Genomic DNA, 23,855 nt, shown 5'->3' with positions numbered 1-23,855 from the left:
CGCGTTGCCTGCATCGCGGCTAAAGCCGCTCCTACAGAGGTGAGGCGCGATCAAGCGGGAATCTTCAGGCCACGCTGCACGGCCGGGCGCTCGAGGAACCGCGCCAGCACCCGCTGCACTTCCTTGAACGTGTCGAATTCCACCAGCTCCCGCGCGTTGTAGCGCTCCACCAGGTTACGCACCCAGGGGAAGATGGCGATATCGGCGATGCTGTATGCATCGACCATCCACTCCCGCCCTTGCAGGTGGTGGTCGAGCACCGCCAGCAGGCGCTTGGACTCATTGACGTAGCGGTCTCGCGGACGCTTGTCCTCGTACTCCTTGCCCGCGAAGAAATGGAAGAACCCCACCTGGCCGAACATCGGCCCGATGCCGCCCATCTGGAACATCAGCCACTGCAGGGTCTGGTAGCGCTGGGCCGGGTCCTGGCTCAGCAACTGGCCGCTCTTCTCGGCCAGGTACTGCAGGATCGCCCCCGATTCGAACAATGGCAACGGTTGGCCCCCCGGCCCATTGGGGTCGAGGATCGCCGGGATCTTGTTGTTGGCGCTCAGGGAGATGAACGCGGGGCTCAACTGGTCCTCGGTTTCGAAGCTGACCTTGTGCACCTCGTAGGGCAGGCCGATTTCCTCGAGCATGATCGAGACCTTGACCCCGTTGGGCGTGGCCAGCGAGTACAGTTGCAGACGCTCGGGGTGTCGCGCCGGCCATTTGCCGGTGATGGGGAATGCGGAAAGTTCGGTCATGGGGGTGCCTTCGCGTTGGGAGCGTTCAATCTAGATGATCTTCGGCCATCCTGACCATCACCCAGTCGCGGTGCCGCTCGTCGCCACAAGGGAAGATCGCCTCGCCCACCTTGCGAAAGCCGTTGCGCTGATAGAAACCGATCGCCCGGGCGTTCAGCTCATTGACTGTCAGGCGCGCCTGGCCATCGACCTGGGCCAGGGTGGTGGCGAGCAACAATTGCGCGGCGCCGGTGCCATGGGCGCAGGGTAGTACATAGCAGCGGGAGATTTCCGCCAGTTGATCGGCTTCGGCAATACCCAACTTGCCGGGCGCCAGGTCGAGCATGCTGTAGCCCAGCACCTGGCCATCCCGTTCGACCACCAGCAATCGCTTGTGCGGGTGCTCCAGGTGCGCCTGGAAATGTTCGGGCTGGAGATGGTGGGCGATGTAGTGCTGCTGGGCGCTGACCGCGCTATCGGGCGGGCTGGCCAGGGCGAAGGTCGCTTGGCCGACGAGGCTAAGGGCCACGCAATCTTCGTCACGGGCCGGGCGAATCTGGTAGGGCATGGCAACATCCTGTCGGGCAGCCGGGTCACGTTCGACAATGCCAGCCGCACCCCATCGGTGCAAGTTCAGGCGTCGCCATGGGCCTGGCGCTTGAGCTTCTCGGTATCGACCCGCACGAACACCGAATCGGCGGTGACAGTCAGTACATCCCCGGCCCAGACCTCGCAGATCACCCGGGTCTTGCGCCCCAGTTCGCCCTCGACCCGGGCCTTGAGCAGCAGCTCGACGCCCATGGGCGTGGGCTTGAGGTAGGTCAGGCCAAGCTGGCCGGTGACGCAGTCGATACGCGGCAGGCTGCCAGGTTCGCGGCCTTCGGCACGGTAGTGACAGGCCATGGCGGTCCAGTTGGAATGGCAGTCGACCAGCATGGCCAGCAGGCCACCGTAGACCAGGCCGGGCCAGCCGGTGAAGGTCGGGGCGGGGGTATGCCGGCACGACAGGTGGATGCCGTCGGCGTCCCAGTGGCTCTGCACATGCAGGCCGCTGGGGTGGGAACAGCCGCAGCCGTAGCAGATGCCTTCGGGGGCGGCGAGTTGTTGCAGGGACAGGGCTTGCTCGGTCATACGCGTCCTTGGCTTGTTGGTGTTGGATAAGGAGGCTGGCTACCGATGGTAGCGCCCTGCGCGGCCTGCGCCAATCCACGCGGCCTGTCCGCAGACAACGCTGGTCTGACGGCAACCGCTCTGAACCGCGATTCAGCCACAGTCAGCCCGCTCATCCAGACGATTGACTCCCTGCCCGTTCGGTGGTCAGATGCGCGCCAGTTTCAGGTGCCCTGCGCCGCCGCGCGCAAGGTGAAACGGGAAGCCGGTGAGTCGATACCACGACAAGTCCGGCGCTGCCCCCGCAACGGTAAGCGAGCGAACCCTTCGACAGACCACTGTGCACACGCATGGGAAGGTGAAGGCTTCACGACCCTCGCAAGCCCGGAGACCGGCCTGAGGCTTCACTTGGCAACCCGCGGTGGGCGGGCGCAGGCCGGTATTCGCGTGCGCGCCTGCGCGCGCTTCGCCGTTGCGTGTTTTCCACCGGGATCCATTCTTTCCTGCAGCAGTGGAACGACATGTCCCGTATCAACAAGCTTCACACCCTGGCGGCCTGCCTGGCCGTGTCCCTGCCGGCGCTGGCCGACGAGCAGCCCAGCCCTGCGCTCACCCTGCCCTCCACGGCGATCACCGACAGCCGCGACCCGCAGACCGTCGACCTGGCCACCCCCACCCAGGCCGGTTCACGTCTGAACCTCAGTGCCCTGGAAACCCCGGCGAGCACCAGCAGCATCACCGCCGCGCAGATCCAGCAGCGCAACAACACCACGGTACAGGATGCCGTGACCCGCTCGCCGGGCATCACCTTCATCGGTACCCCTGGCGATGGCGGCACCGGCTTGTCGGCGCGCGGCTTCACGGGCCAGAGTTCGGTGATGACCCTGTTCGACGGGTCGCGCCTGTACGCCGGCGCCGGCACCCTCACCTACCCGGTCGATCCCTGGATGGTCGAGCGTATCGATGTGATCCGTGGGCCTGCCTCGGTGCTGTATGGCGAAGGCGCCACCGGGGCAACGGTCAACGTGATTCCGAAAAAGCCCTTCAGCGGTGATATCCGCAACCACCTGCGCCTGGGCTATGGCTCCTGGGACCGCCAGCAACTGGGGCTGGACAGCGGCGGCAGCCTGAGCGAGCGCCTGAGCTACCGCGCCACCCTGAACCAGCAGGCGGGCAACGGCTGGGTCGACCGCACCGATTCGCGCAGCCTGGCGTTTTCCGGCGCGCTGCGCTTCGATGCCAGTGACGACCTGAGTTTCACCTTGTCCCACGAACGCGGCGACGCGCAACCTGCCAACTACTACGGCACGCCGCTGATCGACGGCCATCTACGCAGCAGCGTGCGCAACAAGAACTACAACGTCAGCAATGACCAGCAGCGCTACCACGATGAGTGGACACGGCTGACCAGCGACTGGAACATCAGCGACAGCATCAGCGCCAGCAACCAGCTGTACTACATCAAGAGCCGTCGCCACTGGCGCAATGCCGAGGAATACGCCTGGGATGCCGGAGTGATCCAGCGCGGCAGTTTCCTGGAGATCAAGCACAACCAGGAGCAGATCGGCGACCGCCAGAGCTTCACCTTCGATCACTCGCTGTTCGGCCTGGCCAGCAAGACCGTGGTGGGCGCCGAGTACAACAAGATCCGCTTCAACATCGACAGCAACTCGCCCTACGATGATGGCTACACCGACCCTCTCGACCCTTGGCGGCCGGCGCCCGGCGGGTTCCACAGTGCCGATCCGACGCGCCCGCAGACGCTGTCGAAAACCAGCACCTTCTCGCTGTTCGCCGAAAACCGCACGCAACTGACCGAGCGCCTGTCGCTGGTCACCGGCATACGCCGCGACCAGAACCACATCGACCGCAACGACCTGGTGAAGGACACTCGCGAAGACCAGAGCCTGCGTGGCGGCAACTGGCGCGCCGGCCTGGTGTACGCGCTGACTGACGATCTGTCGGTGTACGGCCAGTACTCCACCAGCGAGGATGGTGTCGGTGACCTGCTGACCCTGCGCCCGGAGCAACGCCTTGAACTGACCGAAGCCAAGCAGACCGAGTTCGGCCTCAAGCAACGGTTCTGGGACGGACGCGGCGAATGGACGTTGGCGGCCTACCACATCGTCAAGAAGAAGCTGCCGGTGTACGACGTGGTCTCCAAGCGCAGCCAGCAGGCAGGCCAACAGACCTCCGATGGCCTGGAGGCAAGCCTGGAGCTGGCGCTGGGCAATCAATGGCAACTGTCAGGCAACGCAGCCTTGGTGCGCGCCAAGTACGATGATTTCACTCAACTCAGCCGAGGCGTTTCCTACGACCGGTCTGGCAACCACCCGCAGGACGTCCCACGGCGTACCGCCAACCTGTGGCTGAGCAAAGGCTTCGGGCAAAGCGTCGACACCGGTATTGGCCTGCGCTACGTAGACGCCCGCTATACCAGCGCCGCCAATGACCAACGCGTGCCGGGCTACACCGTGGTCGATGCCAACATCGGCTGGCAGGTGCTGCCCGACGTGCGCCTGGGCCTGCAGGTGAACAACCTGTTCGATCGCGAGTACGCCCAGTCGAGCTACAGCGGCGAACAGTGGCTGCTGGGCGCGCCGCGCTCGTATTTCGCCACGGTGGACTACAGCTTCTAGGTCGGCTAGGTAACAGCGTCGGAACGGGCTGGCCCCGCGATGCGGCTGATGCTGCAATCGCGGGGCAAGCCCGCTCCCGCAAGAGCCAGGCCTGACGGCCATCGCGTCGTGCTTGAACATCATCGCGCCACCTGCTCGACTAGGGCCTACGCCCCGTCCACAAGCAGCGCGCCATGACCGACATCCCGCAGATTCCCGCAGCGCCCGTGCACGCGCTTGACCAGCCGCGCACCTTGCTGTTCCTCGCCTACCCGCAGATGGGCCTGCTCGACCTCAGCGGCGCGCAGACGGTGTTCTGGGCCGCGACCAAGGCCCGCGCCGCGCGCGGCCTACCCGGCTACCGGGTGGTCACCGCCAGCCTCGAAGGGGGCCTGGTGGCCACCGCCGAGGGCCTGGCCGTCGCCACCGAGCCACTGGCGCCCTGGCTGCACGAGCCCTTCGACACGCTGGTCGTGCCCGGCGCCCCGGAGATCGTCCGCACCCTCCCTGATCACGCCGAACTGGTCGCCTGGCTGGCCAAGGCCGCCCAACGCGCCCGACGTACCGCTTCGGTATGCAGCGGCACCTTCCTGCTGGCCGCCGCCGGCCTGCTCGATGGCCGCCGGGCCGCCACCCACTGGGCGATGTGCGATGCCCTGCACCGACGCTTCCCGGCCATCGAGGTGGATGCCGAATCGATCTTCGTGCAGCAGGACCAGGTGTGGACTTCGGCCGGCGTCAGCGCCGGCATCGACCTGGCGCTGGCCCTGGTCGAGGCCGACTGCGGCCGCGAGGTGGCCATGCAGGTGGCCCGCGAATTGGTGGTGTTCCTCAAGCGCCCCGGCGGCCAGGCGCAGTTCAGCGAACTGCTCAAGGCCCAGGGCGAGGACAGCGACGCCTTCGAGACCCTGCACCTATGGCTCAGCGAGCACCTGGGCGACCCGCGGCTGACGGTCGAGCGGCTGGCCGAACAGGCGCGCATGAGCCTGCGCAACTTCACCCGGGTGTACAAGCACAAGACCGGCCGCACCCCGGCCAAGGCCATCGAGGTGTTCCGCCTGGAGGCGGCGCGCCGCTTGCTGGAAAACTCGGGCCAGCATATCGAGCAGGTCGCCCGCCAATGCGGGTTCGGCAGCGAGGAGCGCATGCGCCTGGCGTTCCAGCGCCACCTGGCGGTGACCCCGCGGGACTATCGGGCGCGCTTCGCCCGCAGCGTGCCGCTGGCCGAAATCCAGGGTTCTTTGGCCTAGGGGCAAACCTGAGGGGCGCTTAGCATCTGCAGCACGCCTGTCGGGCCGACATCCAGGCTCACTCACTAGGCGTACCCTTTTTCCACTGCCGCAGCGACAACATCGATAATCGCGGCATCCAGGAGCCCCTCATGAAACAGATCCTGATCATTGGCGCAGGCTTCGCCGGGCTGTGGAGCGCCCTCGGCGCCGCTCGCCTGCTCGACCTGCACAAACGCGACGACGTGCTGATCACCGTGCTCGCGCCCCAGGCGGAGCTGCACATCCGCCCACGCTTCTACGAACCCGACGTACACACCATGGCCGCTCCCTTGCAGGCGCTGTTCGACGCGGTCAACGTGCGCTTCGTCAAAGGCACGGCCTACCACATCGACCAGGCCAGCCAGCAGGTGGCCTATCGTCAAGCGGGTGGTATCGAGGCCAAGCTGGGTTACGACCGCCTGATCATGGCCTGCGGCAGCCTGCTCAACCGCCCGGCGCTGGAAGGCTTCGACCAGCACGCCTTCGATGTCGACAAGATCGACTCGGCCACCCGCCTGGAAGAACACCTCAAGTCCCTGGCCGCCCGCCCCGACAGCCCGGCACGCAATACCGTGGTGGTGGCCGGTGGCGGCTTCACCGGCATCGAGACCGCCACCGAGCTGCCCAGCCGGCTGCGGGCGATCCTGGGCGACAAGGTCAAGCCGCGCATCGTCGTGGTCGACCGCGGCGCGAAGATCGGCGCCGCCCTGGGCGACGGCATTCGCCCGGCCATCGAACAGGCATCGGCGGCGCTGGGGATCGAGTGGATCTGCGGCGCCACGGTGGCCTCGGTGGATGGCGGCGGCGTGCTGCTGGACAACGGTGAACGCATCGCCGCCAACACCGTTGTCTGGACCGTGGGCTTCAAGGCCAACCCACTGACCGAGCAGATCAGCGGCGAACGCGACCGCCAGGGCCGCCTGCATGTGGATGGCAACCTCAAGGTCATCGGCAACCCGGCGGTGTACGCCGCGGGCGATGTGGCCTACGCTGCCTGCGACGAGGCCGGCAACTACGCGGTGATGTCCTGCCAGCATGCCATCCCGCTGGGCCGCTACGCCGGCAACAATGCCGCCGCCGAACTGATCGGCGTGGCGCCGATGACCTACAGCCAGCCCAAGTACGTCACCTGCCTGGACCTGGGCGCCTGGGGCGCGGTGTACACCGAAGGCTGGGAGCGCACCGTCTCGCCGCCGACGGACAAGGCCGAGGCCAAGCAGCTCAAGCAGCAGATCAATTCGGTATGGATCTATCCGCCGGCGGCGGACCGCGCGGCAGCGCTGGCAGCGGCCGATCCGTTGATCCCGGTGGCCTGACGGTACATCTGCGCGCGCCTACAGGGCATCTCGAGTACCGACGATGATGCCCTGCTCACGCAACTGTCTCAGCATCTGCAGCCCCTGCTGCAGGTGCTGATTCCCCAGCGCCCGCAAGCGCTCGCGCCCGGTGCCGGGCAAGCCCACCAGCAGCTGCCAGGCCAAAGGCGCCAACCGGGCGAAACGCACCTGCAGGTCGGCGTCGCGGTACACCAGCAACAAGGTGGACTGCTCCGGCGCCTCGTCGGGCTGATACTCGGGGCCGATGCGCTCCACCGGCCAGCGGTAGGCCAGCACCTGGGCCACGCACGACAGCAGCGGCTCGCCGGCCAACAGGTCGCCGTCCGGATCATGCGGCGGATCCTCGGCGTCGCTCAGGTACAACTGCGCTTCGATCCATTCGTAGTGCGCCAGCTCCAGCTGCCAGGGAGCGTCCGGCGCAACGCCCTGCAGGTAGTCGATGAAGGCTTCGGCTACTTCGGTGAACAGCGGCGTCTGGCTACGGTAATGGGCGTAGAAGTCACGCACCCGGGCATGCCAGCGCTGATCGCCAAGGGTCCGGCGCATCACCGGAAAACTGCCGGCCAACAGCCCTTCGATGGCGCCGTAGAAAAGTTCGCGGTAGACCTTCAGGCGCCGCGCCTCGATACCGGGCGGCGGCGGGTTGCCGACCGGGTCGCGCAGGTGGCGGGCCAGGGTGAACTGCTGGTGGCGCAGGGTTTCGGTCATGGTCTTACGCTCCATGGGCACGTTGCACATCGCGAATGCGCGCCGTCTCGGCCAGCAACTCGGCCAGCGGCGGGTAGTTGAAGTCACGCTCGAGCACGGTGGGTTGCGCGCCGAAGCGCTGGCAGGCGTCGGCGAACAAGGCCCAGACATCCTCCTTGACCGGCGCGCCGTGGGTGTCGACCTTCAGGTCCGGCGCCTCGTCATAGTGACCGGCCACATGCATGCCCACCACCCGCTCGCGGGGAAGGCCGGCGAGGAAGGCCCGGGCGTCGTAACGGTGGTTGCAGGCGTTGACGAAGACGTTGTTGACGTCCAGCAGCAGATCGCAGTCGGCCTCGTCGAGCACGGCGCGGACGAAATCCAGCTCGGCCATCGCCTGGTACGGCGCGGCGTAGTAGCTGATGTTCTCCACGGCGATGCGCCGGCCAAGGATGTCCTGGGCCTGGCGGATGCGGGCGGCCACATGGTGGACGGCCTCGTCGGTGAACGGAATCGGCATCAGGTCATAGAGGTGACCGTCGTCGCTGCAATAGCTCAGGTGCTCGCTGTACATCCGCACCTGGTGCTGGTCGAGGAACTGTCGGGTGCGCTGGAGGAAGCCGAGGTCCAGCGGCGCGGTGCCACCCAATGACAACGACAGGCCGTGGCAGGCGATGGCAAAGCGCTCGGCCAGGCGCGCCAGGCCCTGGCCGAAGGCGCCGCCGACACCGATCCAGTTCTCCGGGGCGCACTCGAGGAAGTCCACCGCGCCCGCCTCCATGGTCAGCAGGTCGGGCAGCAGGCCGCGGCGCAGGCCGAGACCGGTGTGCAAGGTGTGTTGGGGCATGATCGGAGGGTTCCGTATGGCAGGGATCGGCATCGCGGGGCCAGCCCGCCCCCACAGGGCAAATGCCGGTGGGAGCGGGCTGGCCCCGCGACAGGCTTCAGGACCTGGTCAGGTGGCTGAACAGCCCGTCGGGCATCGCCTTGCCATTAGCCTTGTAGATCGCCGCCAGGTGATCGTGGGCCTCCTGCTCGGAAATGAAGCCATCGTGGTTGCGGTCGATCTTGTCGAAGTCGGCCGCCCGGTCCTTGGCCACTGCCAGGAACTCCTCGCGCGAGACCTTGCCATCATGGTTGCTGTCGGTGCGGGCGAACGAGGCGTCGCCGCACTTGCCCTCACCGCACTTGCCCTCGGCGCCGGCCTTGGCGCTGGCGCCACACTTGCCCTCGCCACACTTGCCTTCGCTTTGCGTGGCCTTGCCGCCGGCACCGCACTTGCCCTCGCCGCACTTGCCTTCGCCAGGGGTCTTGGCAGCGGCCAGTTGGTAGCCCTGGGTCAATGGTTCTACTGCGAAGGCGCTGTTGCCAAGGACCATGCCGCCGAGCAGGGTGGCGCCGAGCAGGCCGAGGGTTTGACGGGTCGTTTTCATGGTGTCGCTCCACTGTGGTTGGAAAGTGGAGCCATTGAGCCGCAGCGGTGTGTCGTCGATGTATCGGAGCGAGCGTGGTTTTGTATGGCAGTGGGTCGGGGCGAGGCGCAGATACACAGGGATACAAGAACGGCCTTCTGCTGGCGCAGAAGGCCGTGACAGAGGCGTCAGTCTTCCAGCGGCTTGGGCGGCGCGGCAGGTTTGGCGGGTTTGCTCGGTTTGGCCTTGCTGTCCTTGGCCTTTGGTTCGGCTGGCGCAGCGGCTACCGGCTCCGGCGCTGTCACTGCCTGCTCACTGGCCGGCAGCGCATCGACCGCCTTGAAGATCACCTGCGGGTCGAGCTTCTCGCCGCTGTCGTCGTCCTTGAGCACATGGCGTTCGCCGTCCTTGCCTACAAGGATCACTTTTGTGCCCTTGCTGGCGCCCAGCTTGAGCTCACGGATCAACGCCATGGTGGTCTGCTGCTCGAGGTTCTTGTCCTCGCGCTTGCCCATCATGCTGGCGACGCTGTACAGCACCAGGCCACGCTCCTTGAATCCGGCCTGGGTAGCGGGATCGTTCAGCGCCTGTTCCAGGCCGCGCAGGGTCGGGTCGGCCGAACTCGGGGCGATGACCACCAACGGCCTGGCCTTGCCCAGTTCCTTGGCCAGCGGGGCATCGCTGTCGGCGGCGTGCAAAGGGCCGGCTACGGCGAGCAAGGTGGCGAGGGTCAGTGACCGAACGAGCATGCGCATCTCCTTATTCTCTCGATAAACCAAAGACTGCAGATCAGGGAGAAAGATCCGGGCCGGGAGCCTAAACCAAGTGTTCATCCATGTGCTTGGGTCAAAGGTAACCAGCAGTTTCCGCAAGCCTCGCAGATCTTGCTGACACCCTTTACGGAATCGCCACTCCCGACCTTGAGCATAGTCCAAAGCCATCAAGGCCCGAAGTGAACTCAGCGAACGAAGATTTCCCGCTCGACCAGCATTGCCAATGCCTGTCGAGTAAGGTCGAGCATCAACGCACGTTCAGCCTGGGTACGTGCGTGCTGTACCTGGCCGATCTGCCGCAGGCGCTCTGCCTCCGTTAGTTCGCCCTGGGTCATCAATGCCTCCACACGGGCATGATAGGGGATGTCGAGGCCTTCGAAACGTGCCGTGTAGGCATGGCGCAGATGCTGGTGCCAGAAGTCCCTGTCGACCAGTGAAATCGCAAGCGCCTCGCTGCTTTCTGCCGCCAGCACGCGTTCACGGGCCCGGGCGACCTGCTGAGGGCCGACACCGGCCAGATTGCGAAACAGCATCTCGTTGATACGCAAAGGCAGGTCGAGGTCATCGCGCAGTGCCAGTCGATAAGCCAGCGCTACTTCGATCTCGTCAGTGCCCTCACCTGCTGCCCGCCGTGCCTGTACATCCTCCAGGGCTATGCGGTCGACCGCCTCCAGCCGCCACAATCGCCGCCCCAGATCCAGCAGGGCACGCTCGCTATTACCCACTGCGCTCTCCTGTTCCGTCAGAAATACCAGCAGACGCACCTCCAGATCACTGAAACGCAGGGTTACACTGTCCTGACAGGTAACGTTGCGAGCATGGCCGAAGAGCTCCTCACGCAGTCCACTGTCGGCGTCCATGGCCCTGAGCATCTCCAGTACCCGGAAGGCAAGATCGCGGGCACCGGCAGGGCTGTCGAAGTCCGCTGTCGCCGACAGCCCTTGGAGCAGTTGGAAGAACGCCTCGCCGCTTTCGCTTCCCTCCACCAACGCCCAGGCCGATCCCAGCTCATCGCGGTTCTCCTCGTCGATCGCATCCATCCAGCACATACGCGGCAGTACCTCGGCCTCGACCACTTCCGCCGACGGTACGGGGCTGGCCACGGCGGCACGCAATCGCTGCTGCTGGCTGATGCTCAACGGGTTGCCCTGCAGCCAGACCCGCCCACGGACCCATGGCCGCGCCTGGTAGAAGGCCTCGGGCAGCTCGGTAATGAGATTGTTGCGCACATCGAGTGTAACCAGCCGCTGGCACTCCAGCGTGCCGTGGGGCAGCGCAGCGATCCTGCTGCCGTTCAGACGCAATTCGTTGAGCCGCGTCATCGCATGCACCGAGAACGTGCGCCCGAGCGGGTTGTGGGAAAGATTCAGGTAGGTGAGCGCTTCGCAACCGGCGAGCACTGCGCTTTGACCAGGATCCAGCGCGATCTGGTTGTTGTACAGGTCCAGGCACTGCAACTGGCGCATATGCTGCAATTGCGCCGGCAGACGAGTCAGCCTGTTGCCGGGCAGCTCCAGTACTCTGAGATTGGCAAACGTCTGGAGAAAACTGTCGGGAACCGCTTCCAGTTCCATGCCGCGCAGTGACAGGATCGCAACGCGACTTAGACGGATTTGATCCGGCAGTTCCGGGAGTACGCCTGGCCTGGCGCCCATCTGGCTCCACCAGAGCTCGATCGGAGGGAAGCGATGAATGGACTCTTCGAACGTACTGCGTTGCCAGCACCGCATGAGCGCGTCACCGAAGTAGCGGCGCTGTTCACGGGCCTCGCCACCCGAAACGCTTCTGACCCAGCGTTCCAGCTGCTGGCGCAACAGTCCGGATTGCGCACGAACCGTCGCCAGGACCTCCTCGACGCGCCGCCCCGAGGCCTGGACCGCGCTGATCCACGTATCAAGCTCTGCCTGCTCCAAGGCTGGAAACAGGCCGTGCACCCTGTCGAGCAGGGCCTGCGGCCTGCCCCTGCGCCACCCTCTGCCGGGCAGGCGACCGCTCAGCAGATAGCCGAAGCGACCGTCCTGCAGCCGCGATGGCGTGCGGATGGCACCTGGCCGCACGGGTGACAACAGGCGCTCCACGGCCTGCCGGTCGGCAACGGCGCGCCGCCTCACCGCCAGGCGCAGGCTGGCGGCAAACGGTGCGCCCAGGCCCAGCGCCGTGAGTTGGTCAGCGTCGTAGGCAGCGGCCATGACCTCGAACAGGTCACCCGCCTCTCCCACGGCGTTGCCCTGTGGATCCAAGCGCACAAACCGGCCATCGAGGTGCAACAGGCCGGTTGCCGTCGCGGGCTCGCCACCCGCGGCCAGCACCGGCCCACCGACATGCTGGTCCAGCAGGCGCCAACGTATAGGCGGGGAAGCGCTCGTCAGCCCGTCGAGCAGCCCTATCACCACCCGCGCAAGGTCCGCAGATTGCGGCATGTCGTAATGCAGGGCCTCCAGAACCCGCACCGTACGGATCCGCGCGACGCTCGCCCTGGCACTCTCGGCCAGGCGCATGGGTATCCTGCCGGTCTCGACCAGGCGCCGGTAGTCGTCGGCATCGGCACCTTCCAGCAAGGCCTGCGCCGCCCGTCTGTGCAAGCCTGTAAAGACTCGTCGCAGCGCGGCGATTGCGGCCGTATCGGGTTCCTGTCCACTGTCGTACAGCGCCTGCAGCAACTGCCGGCGGTACACTCCAATCTGCTCGGCAAGCCGCGCGCCCTCCAGCCCTGGCATATCCGGCAAGCGCCGGGCATGGCGCAGCAGCTCGTGATCCTCGCTGCCCACACCAGAACGCAGATCCATGATCGCCCGACCTATGCGCGCCTCCAGGAGCAGGCGTTCGACGCTGTCACAGAGCCAGGGATCGGGCACCTGGTTTTCCATATGCAAGACCCGCAGATTGCCTGTGCCAATCCCGTGGATACTCAATACTGCGTCAACCCTGGCAGCATCCAGCTCGCTGAACGGTCTGCCCAATCGAAGAAACATCAGGCGCGCGCCCTGCCAGCACGACGGCTGCGCACTGGCCAACCGCCAAGCTCCGGCGCCGTTGCCGCGCAACACAGGGCCGAAGCCTGCCCGGGGGCACAATTGCCACGCGCCATCCACGCTGCGCCGCTGCACCGGATAGTGCTGCCCATCCATCTCGATGAACGCTTGCCCAGCATGCCGCTGGACGCCATCGCTACCCTGCCGCGCAGCCAACAGTGGCGCCTCACTGCGATAAGTCGCCAAGTCCTGGTTCCACAGTTTCGTTTCGCCATTTTCCATTTGCGCCGGTACCAGGCTGTCGACCAGCACCGAACGCGTCCACGCCTGACGCACTATCGACACGCCCGCACCGGTCGCCGCCATCACGGCAATATCCCGCAGTACATGCGTCAGATGATCGAGGGCCGCAGACGTGTCGCCTTCATGCCAATCCTCCACACCATGGAAAACCTCGGTGAGCAGATCCCAGGCAAAGACCGCAAGCAGCGCGGCCCCAACCACAGGGACGAAGAACCCCGCCAGAGCGACAAGCATCCATCCCTCGGCGGCAAGGCGCCGGTCATGGGCCCGCTGCACCTCCCGGTCGATCTGCGCAACGGGGGGCGCAATCATTGCGGCATCATCCTTGATCTGCGCGATGCGCGCCGCCGCCAGTTGGTCGAACAGCGGCTGTGCCATGGGGCGCATGTGTACCTGGAGGTCACGGGTAGCCCAGATCGCCACATCCCGGTACAACTCGATGACGGTCGAAAAGAAGCGCTGGCTGTCGCGGCGCCTCAGAAAACGGCTGAAGAACTTCAGGTAGGCGCCATCGCGCAAGTGGCGACCCAGCCGCTTGCGGCTAAGGTGCTCCAGGTCGGGATGGGTACTCCAGGGGCCGTGTGGGTCACCCGGGATGTAGCAGAGGATGCGCTTGCTGGTATTGCGCAACCAGCCCTGATCGACGATGTCAAACACGATGATCTGCTCCAGCGCGCACTCCAGCACGCGCAGTTGCTTGACAACCACCGGCGCCCCATCCAGGGCCTGCGGCTCGCCATTGCGGCACACACGCAGAAGCAGGTCGAGCTCGGCGGCACTGAGGATGCCGTCGGCATTGGCCTTGTACGCATCGACAACAAACGTGGAATGCAGCAACCGCGCCAGCAACTCACGCATGCTTTGCTCACCGGGCGGGTCAAGGACTGCTTCCAGGTGGCGCTGGTAGCGTGCGCCAGCATCCAGTTCGCGGCATAACCGGGCAAACCCGATCGCGCTGGGTTGGTCAAGACGCCCCCCGGTCCCGTCGAACAGGCCGTTGCCACGCGGTTGACCGGTAGGCGTGGACTCGCTGGCGACGAAATTGCGCAGTGTGGCTTCCACCAGCGGTACCTGCGCATAGTCAGTACCCGAAACCGGAACCCGGGTGGTGAAGTACTGACCGCGCAACGGCACCGGATACCCTTGGCGAAACCACAGGGTGCCGACATCGACCCCTGTGGCGAATCGTTTGTCGAAGGCATCCTGCAAGGCCGCACCGACAAACGCTTCGATCCCCTGCACACGCCCCCAGCGCGCCTGCAGCCGTTGCCGGCAGTCAAGGCTGGTCTTGAGCGCGGCGCTCAGTTCCGCCAGCGGGGCATCGCCAAGCCCGTGCAACCACTCAGGCAGCCGCTTGGCGATCAGGCCATCCTGGAATGCCTGTTCGAGCCTGAGCATGTCGTCGCTTTGCGCAACCCCTGAATCGCTGTCGGTGGGCATGCGTGGTCTCCTTGTGCTGGAGGCCACAGCTTAGGGACAGCTGCCTTGCGCCTCGCACTAGCCGGCTACCACCGCACTCAGAACAGCGCCAGCTGACGATCGATCAGCGCCGCGAAGTCATCGGCGACAAAGGGCAGGATGGCATCGGCCACCGGTTGTAGCTGGCGGGTCAGGTAGTGGTCGTAGTCCAAGGGCGCCTGGCGGTTCTCCAAGGGCTCCGGGCCGGCCGTGGTGATGACATAGCTGATCCAGCCGCCGCGCTGGTACTGCAATGGGCGCCCGAGACGGGCGTTGTACTCGTCCGCGAGCCGCGCCGCGCGCACATGCGGCGGCACGTTGCGCTGGTAGTCGGCCAGCGGCCGGCGCAGACGCTTGCGATAGACCAGCAATTCATCCTGTTCACCGGCCAGGGTGCGCTTGATATAGCCGCGCACATAGTCGCGATATGGCTGGCCCCGAAATACCCGGCCATAGAGCTCCTGCTGGAACTGTCGGGCCAGGGGCGACCAGTCGGTGCGTACAGACTCCAGGCCCTTGTAGACCATCTCCTCGCTGCCGTCGCCACGTCGTACCAGGCCGGCATAGCGTTTCTTGCTGCCTTCGTCGGCGCCACGGATAGTCGGCATGAGAAAACGCCGGTAGTGGGTTTCGTATTGCAGCTCCAGGGCGCTGTCCAGGCACAGGGTCTCGACCAGGTGGCGGCGCCACCACTGGTTGACCTCGGCCACCAGCTCGCGGCCGATGCGCGCCGCGCCCTCTTCGTCGTGGGCGCCTTTGAGCCAGACGAAGGTGGAGTCGGTATCGCCGTAGATCACATCAAAGCCCCGCGCTTCGATCAGTGCCCGGGTCTGGCGCATGATCTGGTGCCCGCGCATGGTGATCGACGACGCCAGCCGCGGGTCGAAGAAGCGGCAGCCGCTGGAGCCAAGCACGCCGTAGAAGGCGTTCATGATGATCTTCAGCGCCTGCGACAGCGGCGCGTTGCCGTCACGCTTGGCCGCCTCGCGGCCCTGCCACACCCGTTCGACAATCGCCGGCAGGCAATGCTGGCTGCGCGAGAAACGCCCGCCGCGAAAACCCTCCACCGAATGTGTGTCGTCCGGCTGGCGCAAGCCCTCGACCAGGCCCACCGGGTCGATCAGGAAGGTGCGGATGATCGAGGGATACAGGCTCTTGTAGTCGAGCACCAGCACCGAATCGTACAGGCCGGGCCGCGAGTCCATGACGAAGCCGCCTGGGCTGGCCTCGCCCTCGACACTGCCCAGGTTGGGCGCGACATAACCCAGGCGGTGCATGTGCGGGATATACAGGTGGCAGAACGCGGCCACCGAACCGCCGCTGCGGTCCACGGCAAGGCCGGTGACCGATGAACGTTCGAGCAGGAACTCCAGCAGCCGGGTATGGGCGAAGATCCGCGTGACCAGTTCGCAATCCTTGAGGTTGTAGCGGGCCAGGGCCGGCTTGTCCTCGGCGAACCGGCGGTTGATCTCGTCCATGCGCTGATACGGTGTGTCGATGGCCTTGCCCTCGCCGAGCAACTGTTGCGCGACGCTTTCCAGGCTGAACGAGGGGAAGCTCCAGGTCGCCGAGCGCAGGGCCTCGATACCGTCGATCAACAACCGGCCCGGCGCCTCGGCGAAGAAATGGCTGCGGCTGCCATGCTCGCGCAGGTGCATCGGCGCGCCGTCGCGGCCCAGGCACAGCGGCACCTTCAGGCGCTGGGCATGCTCGTGCAGCAGGCGCAGGTCGAATTGCACCAGGTTCCAGCCGATGATCGCATCGGGGTCGTGGCAAGCCAGCCACTGGTTGAGGCAGGTGATCAGTTCGGCGCGGTCGGCGCAGTAATGCAGGTCGAAATCCAGCTCGCCGGCCTCGCCGTTGGCCGGCCCGAGCATATAGACCTGACGCTGGCCGCAGCCTTCCAGGGCGATGCTGTACAGCTCGCCACGCTCGCTGGTCTCGATATCCAGCGACACCAGGCGCAAGGTTGGGCGATAGTCGGGGTCGGGCTTGAGCTGGGCATCAAGCAAGGTGCCCTGGTCGTCGGCGCGGCCATCGAAACGCACCGGCGCGGTGATGAAGCGCTCCATCAGGTAGCGCTCCGGCGGGCGGATATCGGCTTCGAACACCTCGATGCCGGCGCCGCGCAAGCGTTTTTCCAGGGCGATCAGCTGGCGGTGCTGGCGGCAGTACAGGCCCATGACCGGGCGCAGGTCGAAGTCGCGCAGTTGCAGCGGCTTGAGTTCGACGCCCTGTTCATCGGCCAGCAGCAAGCGGGCATGTTCGGCCTGGGCGGCGGGCAGGAAAGCCACCGAGGGCTGCGGGGCCAGGCGCACGCGCCGGGGCCCCTGGTCGGTGGCCAGCCAGAACTCCACGCAGGTGCCTTCGGACGTGTCATGCCAGTGGCGGGTCAGGACGAAGCCTTGTTGCAATTGCACTGCGGGGGACCTCGGATCGCTGCTTTGTTCGCACCTGCTGATTGTAACTGTCCTGTCGTCAGAAATGCTGCCTCGCGGATACGGACGTCGGGCTAGCGGGCGCCGGCGGCGAACCCGGCTCGGCGTCCACCCAGCACCAGCAACCATGCCAACCCCACCAGTGCCAGCACCACCGCGCCAAACGCCCCGACCCCGGCGCCCACCAGCAACAGCCCACCGATGATGCCACCCAGGGCGATGGCGCTGTTCCACACGGTCACCAGCATCGACTGCGCCACATCGCCGCCCTCGCCCGCCGCATCGGCGCAGGCCGTTTGCAGCAGCGTCGGCGCGCCGCCATAGGTCAGCCCCCACAGCGCCACGCTGACATGCACCAGCCAGGGTGCGCCTTGCACCTGCCCCAAGGCCAGGGTCGCCAGGGCGAAGCCGGCCAGGCACAACAGCACCAACCCGCGCAGATGCCGATCGACTCCCAGGCCGACCAGGGCGATGCCGGCCAGCGAGGCCAGGCCGAAGGTCATCAGCACCTGACCCACCGCGTCGGCCATGCCCGCCGCGGCAAGCAGCGGCACGATGTAGGTGTAGAGAATGTTATGACCAAGTATCCACGCCAGGATCACCAGCAGCACCCGCGCCACACCCGGGGTGCGCCACACCGCCAGGGCCGCGGGGCGCTTGCCCGCAGCCTGGCCGGGAAAGTCCGGTACTGCCCGCACCACCCAGGCGGCCAACAGCAATGCGGCCAGGGTCACCATCACGAAGGTGGCCCGCCATCCCATCAATGCCCCCAGCCAGGTACCGATGGGCAAGCCCAGCGACAAGGCGATGGGCTGCCCCAGCATCGCCACTGCCATGGCCTTGCCCTGCTGGGCCGGTGCCACCATGCGCCGCGCATGACCGGCGATCAGGCCCCAGGCCAGGCCGGCGGCGGCACCGGTGCAAAAACGCAGGAACAGGGTGAGCATGTTGTCCGAGGACACCGCAGTCAGCCCGTTGAACAGGATGAAGCCGCCAATGGCCAGCAGCAGTGCCCGGCGGCGCCACCAGCCTTGGGTCAGGGTCACCAGCGGGATGGCCGTGAGCAACGAACCCAAGGCGTAGGCGGTGACCCATTGCCCGGCCATGGCCTGGCTGATCTGCATGCCGTCGGCGATCTGGTCGAGCAGGCCGGCCGGCAGGGTCTCGCTGAGTATGGCGATGAAGCCGGTCAGGGCCAGCGCCAGCAAGCCGCTCAGGGGCAGGCGCGTGGCACTGGCGGGGGATACGCCGGCGCAGGTCGCCGAGGAAGGTGAATGCATGATGGTCTCCGGTTTGTCGAACAGGCAGGCATCTTGCGCCGCTGGGGTATTACGGAAAAAGCCGGGTACAATTCCGCTCAGTCAGGACACCAGCGTCCGCAATCGGAGCACAGCATGGACAGCCTCAGTGGCTTCATGGTCTTCATCCGGGTCGCCGAAGCCCGCAGCTTCGTCGCCGCCGGCCAATCGCTGGGGATCAGCGCGTCAGCCGTGGGCAAACGCGTGGCCCGGCTGGAAGAGAAACTGGGAGTGCGCCTGTTCCACCGCAGCACGCGCAGCATCACCCTGACCGCCGAGGGCACGCTGTTCCTCGAGCGCAGCCGGCGCATCCTGGCCGAGATCGAGGCCACCGAGCAGGCACTTTCCCAGGCCAGCGGCGCGCCGCGCGGGCGCCTGCGGGTGAGCCTGCCGCAGGTGACCGGGCTGGTGATGCCGGCGCTGGCCGAGTTCATGGCGCGCTACCCGGAGATCGAACTGGACCTGGACTTCAGCGACCGCATGGTGGATATCGTCGGCGAGGGTTTCGACGTGGTGATGCGCGGCGGCCAGCCGCTGGATTCAAGGCTGAACGCCAAGTTCCTCGGGCATTTCCAGCATCGCCTGGTGGCGTCCCCCGAGTACCTGCACGAACGCGGCACGCCGCAGCACCCCCGCGAGCTCGGCGGGCACAGCTGCCTGCACTATCGTTTCCCCAGCAGCGGCAAGCTGGAAACCTGGCCGCTGCGCCGGGAACACCCCGAGCAGGACTACGCCATTCCCATCTCGATGGTCTGCAACCATGTCGAGACGCGCATCTGCTTCGCCCTCAACCACCGTGGCATCACCTGCCTGCCGGACTTCAGCGTGCGCCGGGAGCTGGCGGCCGGCAGCCTGGTCAGCGTGCTCGACCCCTTCATGGAGCGCCGCGGCAGCTTCTACCTGCTGTGGCCATCCGGGCGGCAGATGCCGCCCAAGCTGCGGGTGTTCATCGACTTCATGCTTGAGCGGGTGCTGCCGGCCACCGACCTCAGCCGTACAGGTAGCTGATGTCCTTGTGCGACAGCGGCGGCACCTGCGCCACCAGGTAGTCGCGCAGCTTGTGCATCTGGTGGGCCTTGGGGCTGGACTTGAGCCAGGTCATGTAATAACCGTCGCCGGTGGCCACGGCGTGGGGGAACGGCGTGGCCAGGTTGCCGGCGGCAAGGTCGGCGCTGGCCAGCACCAGGTCGACCACCGAGATGCCCAGCCCCTGCTGGGCGGCTGAAATACCCTGGTCGAGGGTGTCGAACACCTGGCCCTGGTCGATGCTGATGTCCAGCGCGTCCATGCGCGCCAGCCAGCGTCGCCAGTCGCGACGGTCCGGCGAGGGGTGGAGGAATTCGCAACCGGAGAGCACCGACAGTTCCGGCCGCGCCTGCTCGAGGTAACTCGGGTGGCACACCGGGATCAGCCATTCATCGAACAGCTTGAGGCTCTCCACATCCGCCGCGAAGCGCCCGTTGCCCAGCAGGATGGCGCAGTCATAGGGCTCGGAATAGAAGTCCACCGCATCGATGTCCATCCATACGCTGGACAATTGCACCGAACAGCTGTTGTCGACCTTCTTGAAACCGTCCAGGGCCCGCAGCAGCCAGCGCACGGTGAGCGTGGACGGCGCCTTGAGCCGCACGCCGTAGCGATCCTGGCGCAACAGCGCGCAGGCATTCTCGATGATCTTGAAGCCGACCTTGAGTTCCTGGGCCAGCAGGCGGCCAGGCTCGGTCAGGCGCAGCTTGGGGCCGCGGCGCTCGAACAGGTCGCAGCCGAACAGGGCTTCGAGGGTCTTGATGTGGTGGCTGACCGCGCCCTGGGTAAGGGCCAGTTCCTGGGCCGCGCGGGTGAAGGAGCCATAGCGCGAGGCCACTTCGAAGGCGCGCAAGGCGTGCAAGGCTTGAATCCGTTCCGACATGGCGCCTTCCAGAGCATGAGTGAAGCTAATAGTAGGTCATAGATCCAGGCGTTTTACAACGCAGGACCCATCTCCGAAAATGCCGGTAAATAACAATTATATATAACCAACCTGCACGGATATGACGAAAAAGTTCTATTAACGCTGCATTCGGATCTACCTGGGGAAATCATGTTTACGGGTTATGGAATCTGCTACCGCCTGGATGCGCTAGAGCTCGCCGACGAACATGTCCAGAACCGCCACCACTGGACACACAAGACCATAGAACACTTCAAGGAAACCCTGGCCAACCCTGACTTCCCCTGCCTGTTCGGGCGCAAGGCAGTCACGGCGCGCACCTGCCATATCGTCTTCGCCCGCGCCGCACGGCTGGCCGAGGATATCGCCGGGGGCCTGGCCGACTACATCGCCACCATCACGCCGATCCCGCTCAAGCAGCGTATCGGCAACCCGTTGCTGGTGTTTCTCGAAACGGCCGCCGACTCCTCGCTCGAGGCGCAGCAGGCGCTGGCCTGGGATGTGCTGCGCGAGGTCCACGCCCGCGACACGCTGCCATGGCCCGAGGAGATCCCGCAGGACCCGCATGACACACGCTGGTCATTCTGCTTCGCCGGCATGCCGCTGTTCATCAACATGAGCTTCCCCGCCCATCGCCTGATGAAAAGCCGCAACCTGGGCCCGCACATCGCCTTCGTCATCAACCCGCGGGAGAGCTTCGACGAGGTCGCCAGCGCCGGCACCGAGAGCGGCCAGCGCATCCGGGCGCGGATTCGCGAGCGGGTGCGTCACTACAACGACGGCGTCATGCCCCAGACCCTTGGCTTCTTCGGCCAGGACGACAACTTCGAATGGAAGCAGTACCAGTTGCAGGAGCCCGGCTCGCCAAGCCCGGCACGCTGCCCGTTCCATACCCACGCAACAGCTGAACCCCTTACCGAGAACTGAACGTGAATACCGCACTGACCGCCACCTATGCCCTCACCGTCCTGCTGCTGATCGCCACGCCCGGCCCGGTGGTGGCCCTGATCGTCAACACCGCCGCCGCCTCGGGCTCGCGCAAGGCCCTGTTCACCGCGGTCGGCACCAACTGGGCCTCACTGGTGCTGATCGGCGCGGCCGCCTGGATCATCCTGACCAGCGCGGCCATCGACAAGGCCTGGCTCAGCGGCATGAGCCTGCTGGGCTGCCTGTTCATCGGCTACATCGCCCTGGGTACCCTGCGCGAAGCGCTGCAGGCCCCGGCCGAGGACGCCACCCAGGCCGCAACCGGCGTGCAGCCGGGCCGTGGCGGCCTGCTGCAGGGCTTCATGGTCGGCATCTCCAACCCCAAGGACATCATCTTCTTCATCGCCTTCTTCCCGCAGTTCATCCAGATCACCGAGTCGTTCGGCAAGAGCATGGTGGTGCTGTCGCTGCTGTGGATCGCCATCGATTTCGCCGTGCTCAGCCTGTACATCTTCGCCATTGGCAAGATTGCCTCGCCGCGCAGCAACCGCCTGATCAGCCTGGCCTCGGGCGTCGCCCTGCTGCTGATCGCCGCGGTCGGCCTGGCCTACAACATCAGGGAACTGGCCGCCTGAGCCTGCCCTCACACCAAGGAGCGCCCATGACACCGACCGACAGCGCCACCCCCGGCAGCATGGGCACGCCCGACCCCCTGGCAGAGGATTACCAGCGTTTCCTGCAACTGGGCAGCCGCCGGGCGCCGCACACGTTGTACGTGCATGAGCGCGGCTACCGTTCCGGCACCATCAACACCGACGCGCTGGGCATGCGCTACAGCCATTGCGCCGGCAAGCGCTTCTCGGTGGCCGAGCGCGGCGGCGCGGCGCGGGTCAACCTGCTGGTGGGCGGCTCCACCGCCATGGGCATCGGCGCCAGCTCCGACGAGCACACCGTGGCCTCGTACCTGTCGATGTTGACCGGCGAGATCTGGCTGAACCTGACCGGTTGCGGGCTCAATGCCACGCAGGAACTGCTGATGTTCCTCACCCACCAGCACCGCTTCGGCCAGATCGGCCATGTGGTGGTGCTCAGCGGCCTCAACTCGCTGGCCCAGGAGGCCCTGGCCGAGGTACTGGCCGGCGCGCAGGATCCGCATCGGGCACAGGCCTACCAGGATTTTCTCAATCGCTTCAACGAAGGGGTGCAAGCCACCGGCGAGGCACGCCGCGAATCGCTCTGGCAGCGCCTGGGCCAGGTCCTGGCGCCTGCGCGACAACCGCGCTGGCCGGACATCGAGCCGCTGTCCAGCCCCGACAAGCGTCTGATCCGCGCCGCCGATTGCGTCGGCCGGACCCTGCGTCAATGGGATCGCCTGCTGGCCGACGGCCACACCACCCTCACCTTCATCCTCCAGCCACTGCTGCCCTGGTGCCGCGAGGTCGTGCCCAGCGCCGAACAGGCCATGCTCGGCGAGCTCGAGCGCCAGCCGTCGAATTTCGATCGCCTGCTCGGCGACACCTTCGACAGCCAACTGCACATGGCTTTCTTTCGCCGTATCAAGAACCAGGCCGAGCCGGTGCCGTGCTATGACATGAACAGCATGCTCAGCAGCTCGCCGGTCTTCAGCGAACACCTGTTCGTCGACCGCCTGCACTTCAACGACCTGGGCAACAACGCGCTGGCCAAGGTGATCACCGCCAAGCTGGGGCTGGCCCAGGAAAGACAGGCCCTGCGCAAGGTCGCACCGATCAAGCTGGTCTGATGGCCGTACGCCGGGCTTTCGGCGAAGGGGCGCGGATGGATAGAATACGCTGTCGTCGCTCCTGATTTGCCCGAGGCAACCGCGTAACTGCCATGACCATCCCAGCCGTCCCTTCGTTCCCGGCCCGCCGTCAGGGTCGCCGCCATCGCGCCAACCTGGCCGTGGCGATGCCGTTGCTGTTGGCCGCGGCCGGCGCCCAGGCCCTGGAAGTGAACATCGACCCCCATGCCGATCTGCTCTACCGCCAGGCATTGCCCCTGCTGGAACAGGCCGACAACCAGGACGACAGCGCCAGCCCGCTGCGCACCGCCATTGGCGACCCCGAGCTCAGCCGCCAGGGCCAGGCCATGGCGCATACACTGCCCTCGGCCGTGGCGCTGCTGAAAAAATCCGTCGCCCTTGGCCACCCGGTGGCCCAGTATCGCCTGGCGCTGTACTACACCACCTATTTGCCGGCCAACCAGATCGCCGAGGCCGCCTGCCCCTTGCTCGAGGCCAGCCTCAAGCAAGGTTTTGCCCCACCGGCGCTGGCCATCGCCCACTGGTGCACGCCCTACAATGCCAGCCCGGGCTACCGCGAGGCCCTGGAGGCAGTCCCGAGCATGGCCACCCTGTATGCCGCCTACTATCCGCAGCCGGCCACCCGCCTGGCCTGCAATCGCAGCCGGCCGCAGGGCCTGCAGCTGCAGTGGGGACGTCAGCGTGACTACCAGGCCGAGATCTACCGGCTGCTGGGTGAACTCGATCCGCGCCAGCGTCAGACCTTTCTGCAGAAGGCGGTGGAGATCAATGGTTGCGCGGCAGCGCAGCAGCGTCTGACCAGTACCCGCTGAG

The 23,855-nt window shown here is 66.1% G+C and carries 19 protein-coding genes and 1 riboswitch; of the genes, 8 read left to right on the top strand and 11 right to left on the bottom strand.

Going from position 1 to position 23,855, the window contains the following annotated elements; genetic code table 11:
* Positions 1 to 50 precede the first annotated feature (50 nt).
* From CCOS191_RS10240 to CCOS191_RS10230, 3 genes are all read right to left on the bottom strand, one after another.
* The gene (locus tag CCOS191_RS10240) at positions 51 to 746 is read right to left on the bottom strand and encodes a glutathione S-transferase N-terminal domain-containing protein (protein ID WP_046855089.1); all 696 of its coding nucleotides are present in this window, start codon (positions 744 to 746) and stop codon (positions 51 to 53) included.
* A gap of 25 nt (positions 747 to 771) precedes the next feature.
* Positions 772 to 1,293, bottom strand: coding sequence for a GNAT family N-acetyltransferase (locus CCOS191_RS10235; RefSeq protein WP_046855088.1), 522 nt, complete (start codon positions 1,291 to 1,293; stop codon positions 772 to 774).
* A gap of 65 nt (positions 1,294 to 1,358) precedes the next feature.
* On the bottom strand, positions 1,359 to 1,856 hold the full coding sequence (locus CCOS191_RS10230; RefSeq protein WP_046855087.1) for a PaaI family thioesterase: 498 nt from the start codon (positions 1,854 to 1,856) through the stop codon (positions 1,359 to 1,361).
* A 188-nt stretch (positions 1,857 to 2,044) separates the two neighbouring features.
* Positions 2,045 to 2,249: riboswitch (cobalamin riboswitch) on the top strand.
* Between the two features lie 107 nt (positions 2,250 to 2,356).
* Here CCOS191_RS10230 and CCOS191_RS10225 point away from each other — a divergent pair.
* From CCOS191_RS10225 to CCOS191_RS10215, 3 genes are all read left to right on the top strand, one after another.
* Positions 2,357 to 4,474: a TonB-dependent receptor gene (locus CCOS191_RS10225; RefSeq protein ID WP_046855086.1), complete on the top strand. Its 2,118-nt coding sequence runs from the start codon at positions 2,357 to 2,359 to the stop codon at positions 4,472 to 4,474.
* 173 nt (positions 4,475 to 4,647) lie between these two features.
* On the top strand, positions 4,648 to 5,703 hold the full coding sequence (locus tag CCOS191_RS10220; protein ID WP_046855085.1) for a GlxA family transcriptional regulator: 1,056 nt from the start codon (positions 4,648 to 4,650) through the stop codon (positions 5,701 to 5,703).
* Between the two features lie 131 nt (positions 5,704 to 5,834).
* Positions 5,835 to 7,040: an NAD(P)/FAD-dependent oxidoreductase gene (locus CCOS191_RS10215; RefSeq protein ID WP_046855084.1), complete on the top strand. Its 1,206-nt coding sequence runs from the start codon at positions 5,835 to 5,837 to the stop codon at positions 7,038 to 7,040.
* 18 nt (positions 7,041 to 7,058) lie between these two features.
* Here the strand turns inward: CCOS191_RS10215 and CCOS191_RS10210 are convergent, their stop codons facing one another.
* The 7 genes from CCOS191_RS10210 to CCOS191_RS10180 form a co-directional block, all read right to left on the bottom strand.
* Positions 7,059 to 7,769 (bottom strand): HvfC family RiPP maturation protein, encoded by a 711-nt coding sequence (locus CCOS191_RS10210; protein WP_046855083.1) that lies wholly within the window; start codon positions 7,767 to 7,769, stop codon positions 7,059 to 7,061.
* Between the two features lie 4 nt (positions 7,770 to 7,773).
* Positions 7,774 to 8,595: an HvfB family MNIO-type RiPP peptide maturase gene (locus CCOS191_RS10205; protein WP_038706400.1), complete on the bottom strand. Its 822-nt coding sequence runs from the start codon at positions 8,593 to 8,595 to the stop codon at positions 7,774 to 7,776.
* Positions 8,596 to 8,692: 97 nt separating this feature from the next.
* Positions 8,693 to 9,181 (bottom strand): HvfA family oxazolone/thioamide-modified RiPP metallophore, encoded by a 489-nt coding sequence (locus CCOS191_RS10200; protein WP_046855082.1) that lies wholly within the window; start codon positions 9,179 to 9,181, stop codon positions 8,693 to 8,695.
* Positions 9,182 to 9,348: 167 nt separating this feature from the next.
* The gene (locus tag CCOS191_RS10195) at positions 9,349 to 9,909 is read right to left on the bottom strand and encodes a DUF4174 domain-containing protein (protein ID WP_046855081.1); all 561 of its coding nucleotides are present in this window, start codon (positions 9,907 to 9,909) and stop codon (positions 9,349 to 9,351) included.
* Between the two features lie 209 nt (positions 9,910 to 10,118).
* The gene (locus CCOS191_RS10190; RefSeq protein WP_046855080.1) at positions 10,119 to 14,648 is read right to left on the bottom strand and encodes an NEL-type E3 ubiquitin ligase domain-containing protein; all 4,530 of its coding nucleotides are present in this window, start codon (positions 14,646 to 14,648) and stop codon (positions 10,119 to 10,121) included.
* A 77-nt stretch (positions 14,649 to 14,725) separates the two neighbouring features.
* The gene (locus CCOS191_RS10185) at positions 14,726 to 17,086 is read right to left on the bottom strand and encodes a DNA polymerase II (protein WP_046855079.1); all 2,361 of its coding nucleotides are present in this window, start codon (positions 17,084 to 17,086) and stop codon (positions 14,726 to 14,728) included.
* A 92-nt stretch (positions 17,087 to 17,178) separates the two neighbouring features.
* Positions 17,179 to 18,384 (bottom strand): MFS transporter, encoded by a 1,206-nt coding sequence (locus tag CCOS191_RS10180; protein WP_046855078.1) that lies wholly within the window; start codon positions 18,382 to 18,384, stop codon positions 17,179 to 17,181.
* A gap of 114 nt (positions 18,385 to 18,498) precedes the next feature.
* Between CCOS191_RS10180 and CCOS191_RS10175 the strand changes: the two genes are divergently transcribed.
* A complete protein-coding gene (locus CCOS191_RS10175; protein ID WP_046855077.1) occupies positions 18,499 to 19,410 on the top strand; it encodes a LysR substrate-binding domain-containing protein in 912 nt (303 codons plus the stop codon).
* Here the strand turns inward: CCOS191_RS10175 and CCOS191_RS10170 are convergent.
* Complete coding sequence (locus CCOS191_RS10170) at positions 19,391 to 20,311, bottom strand: LysR substrate-binding domain-containing protein (RefSeq protein WP_046855076.1); 921 nt, start codon at positions 20,309 to 20,311, stop codon at positions 19,391 to 19,393. The two genes, CCOS191_RS10175 and CCOS191_RS10170, sit on opposite strands and share 20 nt — an antisense overlap.
* A gap of 171 nt (positions 20,312 to 20,482) precedes the next feature.
* Here CCOS191_RS10170 and CCOS191_RS10165 point away from each other — a divergent pair, with 171 nt between their 5' ends.
* From CCOS191_RS10165 to CCOS191_RS10150, 4 genes are all read left to right on the top strand, one after another.
* Entirely contained in the window at positions 20,483 to 21,259 is a 777-nt protein-coding gene (locus CCOS191_RS10165) for a YqcI/YcgG family protein (protein ID WP_046855075.1), read from the top strand.
* 2 nt (positions 21,260 to 21,261) lie between these two features.
* Complete coding sequence (locus CCOS191_RS10160; RefSeq protein ID WP_046855074.1) at positions 21,262 to 21,894, top strand: LysE family translocator; 633 nt, start codon at positions 21,262 to 21,264, stop codon at positions 21,892 to 21,894.
* Between the two features lie 26 nt (positions 21,895 to 21,920).
* Positions 21,921 to 23,021 (top strand): hypothetical protein, encoded by a 1,101-nt coding sequence (locus tag CCOS191_RS10155; RefSeq protein WP_046855073.1) that lies wholly within the window; start codon positions 21,921 to 21,923, stop codon positions 23,019 to 23,021.
* 167 nt (positions 23,022 to 23,188) lie between these two features.
* Positions 23,189 to 23,854: a hypothetical protein gene (locus tag CCOS191_RS10150; protein ID WP_046857743.1), complete on the top strand. Its 666-nt coding sequence runs from the start codon at positions 23,189 to 23,191 to the stop codon at positions 23,852 to 23,854.
* The last annotated feature ends 1 nt before the right edge of the window (position 23,855 follow it).

Source organism: Pseudomonas sp. CCOS 191 (assembly GCF_001007005.1).
GTDB classification, from domain to species: domain Bacteria; phylum Pseudomonadota; class Gammaproteobacteria; order Pseudomonadales; family Pseudomonadaceae; genus Aquipseudomonas; species Aquipseudomonas soli.
Note: the sequence above shows the minus strand (reverse complement) of the source record. Positions and strands in the feature narration are given on the sequence as shown.

Coding starts and splice junctions, on each gene's coding strand:
- CCOS191_RS10240 (WP_046855089.1), bottom strand. CDS start 746: ATGACCGAACTTTCCGCATTCCCCATCACCGGCAAATGGCCGGCGCGA.
- CCOS191_RS10235 (WP_046855088.1), bottom strand. CDS start 1,293: ATGCCCTACCAGATTCGCCCGGCCCGTGACGAAGATTGCGTGGCCCTT.
- CCOS191_RS10230 (WP_046855087.1), bottom strand. CDS start 1,856: ATGACCGAGCAAGCCCTGTCCCTGCAACAACTCGCCGCCCCCGAAGGC.
- CCOS191_RS10225 (WP_046855086.1), top strand. CDS start 2,357: ATGTCCCGTATCAACAAGCTTCACACCCTGGCGGCCTGCCTGGCCGTG.
- CCOS191_RS10220 (WP_046855085.1), top strand. CDS start 4,648: ATGACCGACATCCCGCAGATTCCCGCAGCGCCCGTGCACGCGCTTGAC.
- CCOS191_RS10215 (WP_046855084.1), top strand. CDS start 5,835: ATGAAACAGATCCTGATCATTGGCGCAGGCTTCGCCGGGCTGTGGAGC.
- CCOS191_RS10210 (WP_046855083.1), bottom strand. CDS start 7,769: ATGACCGAAACCCTGCGCCACCAGCAGTTCACCCTGGCCCGCCACCTG.
- CCOS191_RS10205 (WP_038706400.1), bottom strand. CDS start 8,595: ATGCCCCAACACACCTTGCACACCGGTCTCGGCCTGCGCCGCGGCCTG.
- CCOS191_RS10200 (WP_046855082.1), bottom strand. CDS start 9,181: ATGAAAACGACCCGTCAAACCCTCGGCCTGCTCGGCGCCACCCTGCTC.
- CCOS191_RS10195 (WP_046855081.1), bottom strand. CDS start 9,909: ATGCTCGTTCGGTCACTGACCCTCGCCACCTTGCTCGCCGTAGCCGGC.
- CCOS191_RS10190 (WP_046855080.1), bottom strand. CDS start 14,648: ATGCCCACCGACAGCGATTCAGGGGTTGCGCAAAGCGACGACATGCTC.
- CCOS191_RS10180 (WP_046855078.1), bottom strand. CDS start 18,384: ATGCATTCACCTTCCTCGGCGACCTGCGCCGGCGTATCCCCCGCCAGT.
- CCOS191_RS10175 (WP_046855077.1), top strand. CDS start 18,499: ATGGACAGCCTCAGTGGCTTCATGGTCTTCATCCGGGTCGCCGAAGCC.
- CCOS191_RS10170 (WP_046855076.1), bottom strand. CDS start 20,311: ATGTCGGAACGGATTCAAGCCTTGCACGCCTTGCGCGCCTTCGAAGTG.
- CCOS191_RS10165 (WP_046855075.1), top strand. CDS start 20,483: ATGTTTACGGGTTATGGAATCTGCTACCGCCTGGATGCGCTAGAGCTC.
- CCOS191_RS10155 (WP_046855073.1), top strand. CDS start 21,921: ATGACACCGACCGACAGCGCCACCCCCGGCAGCATGGGCACGCCCGAC.
- CCOS191_RS10150 (WP_046857743.1), top strand. CDS start 23,189: ATGCCGTTGCTGTTGGCCGCGGCCGGCGCCCAGGCCCTGGAAGTGAAC.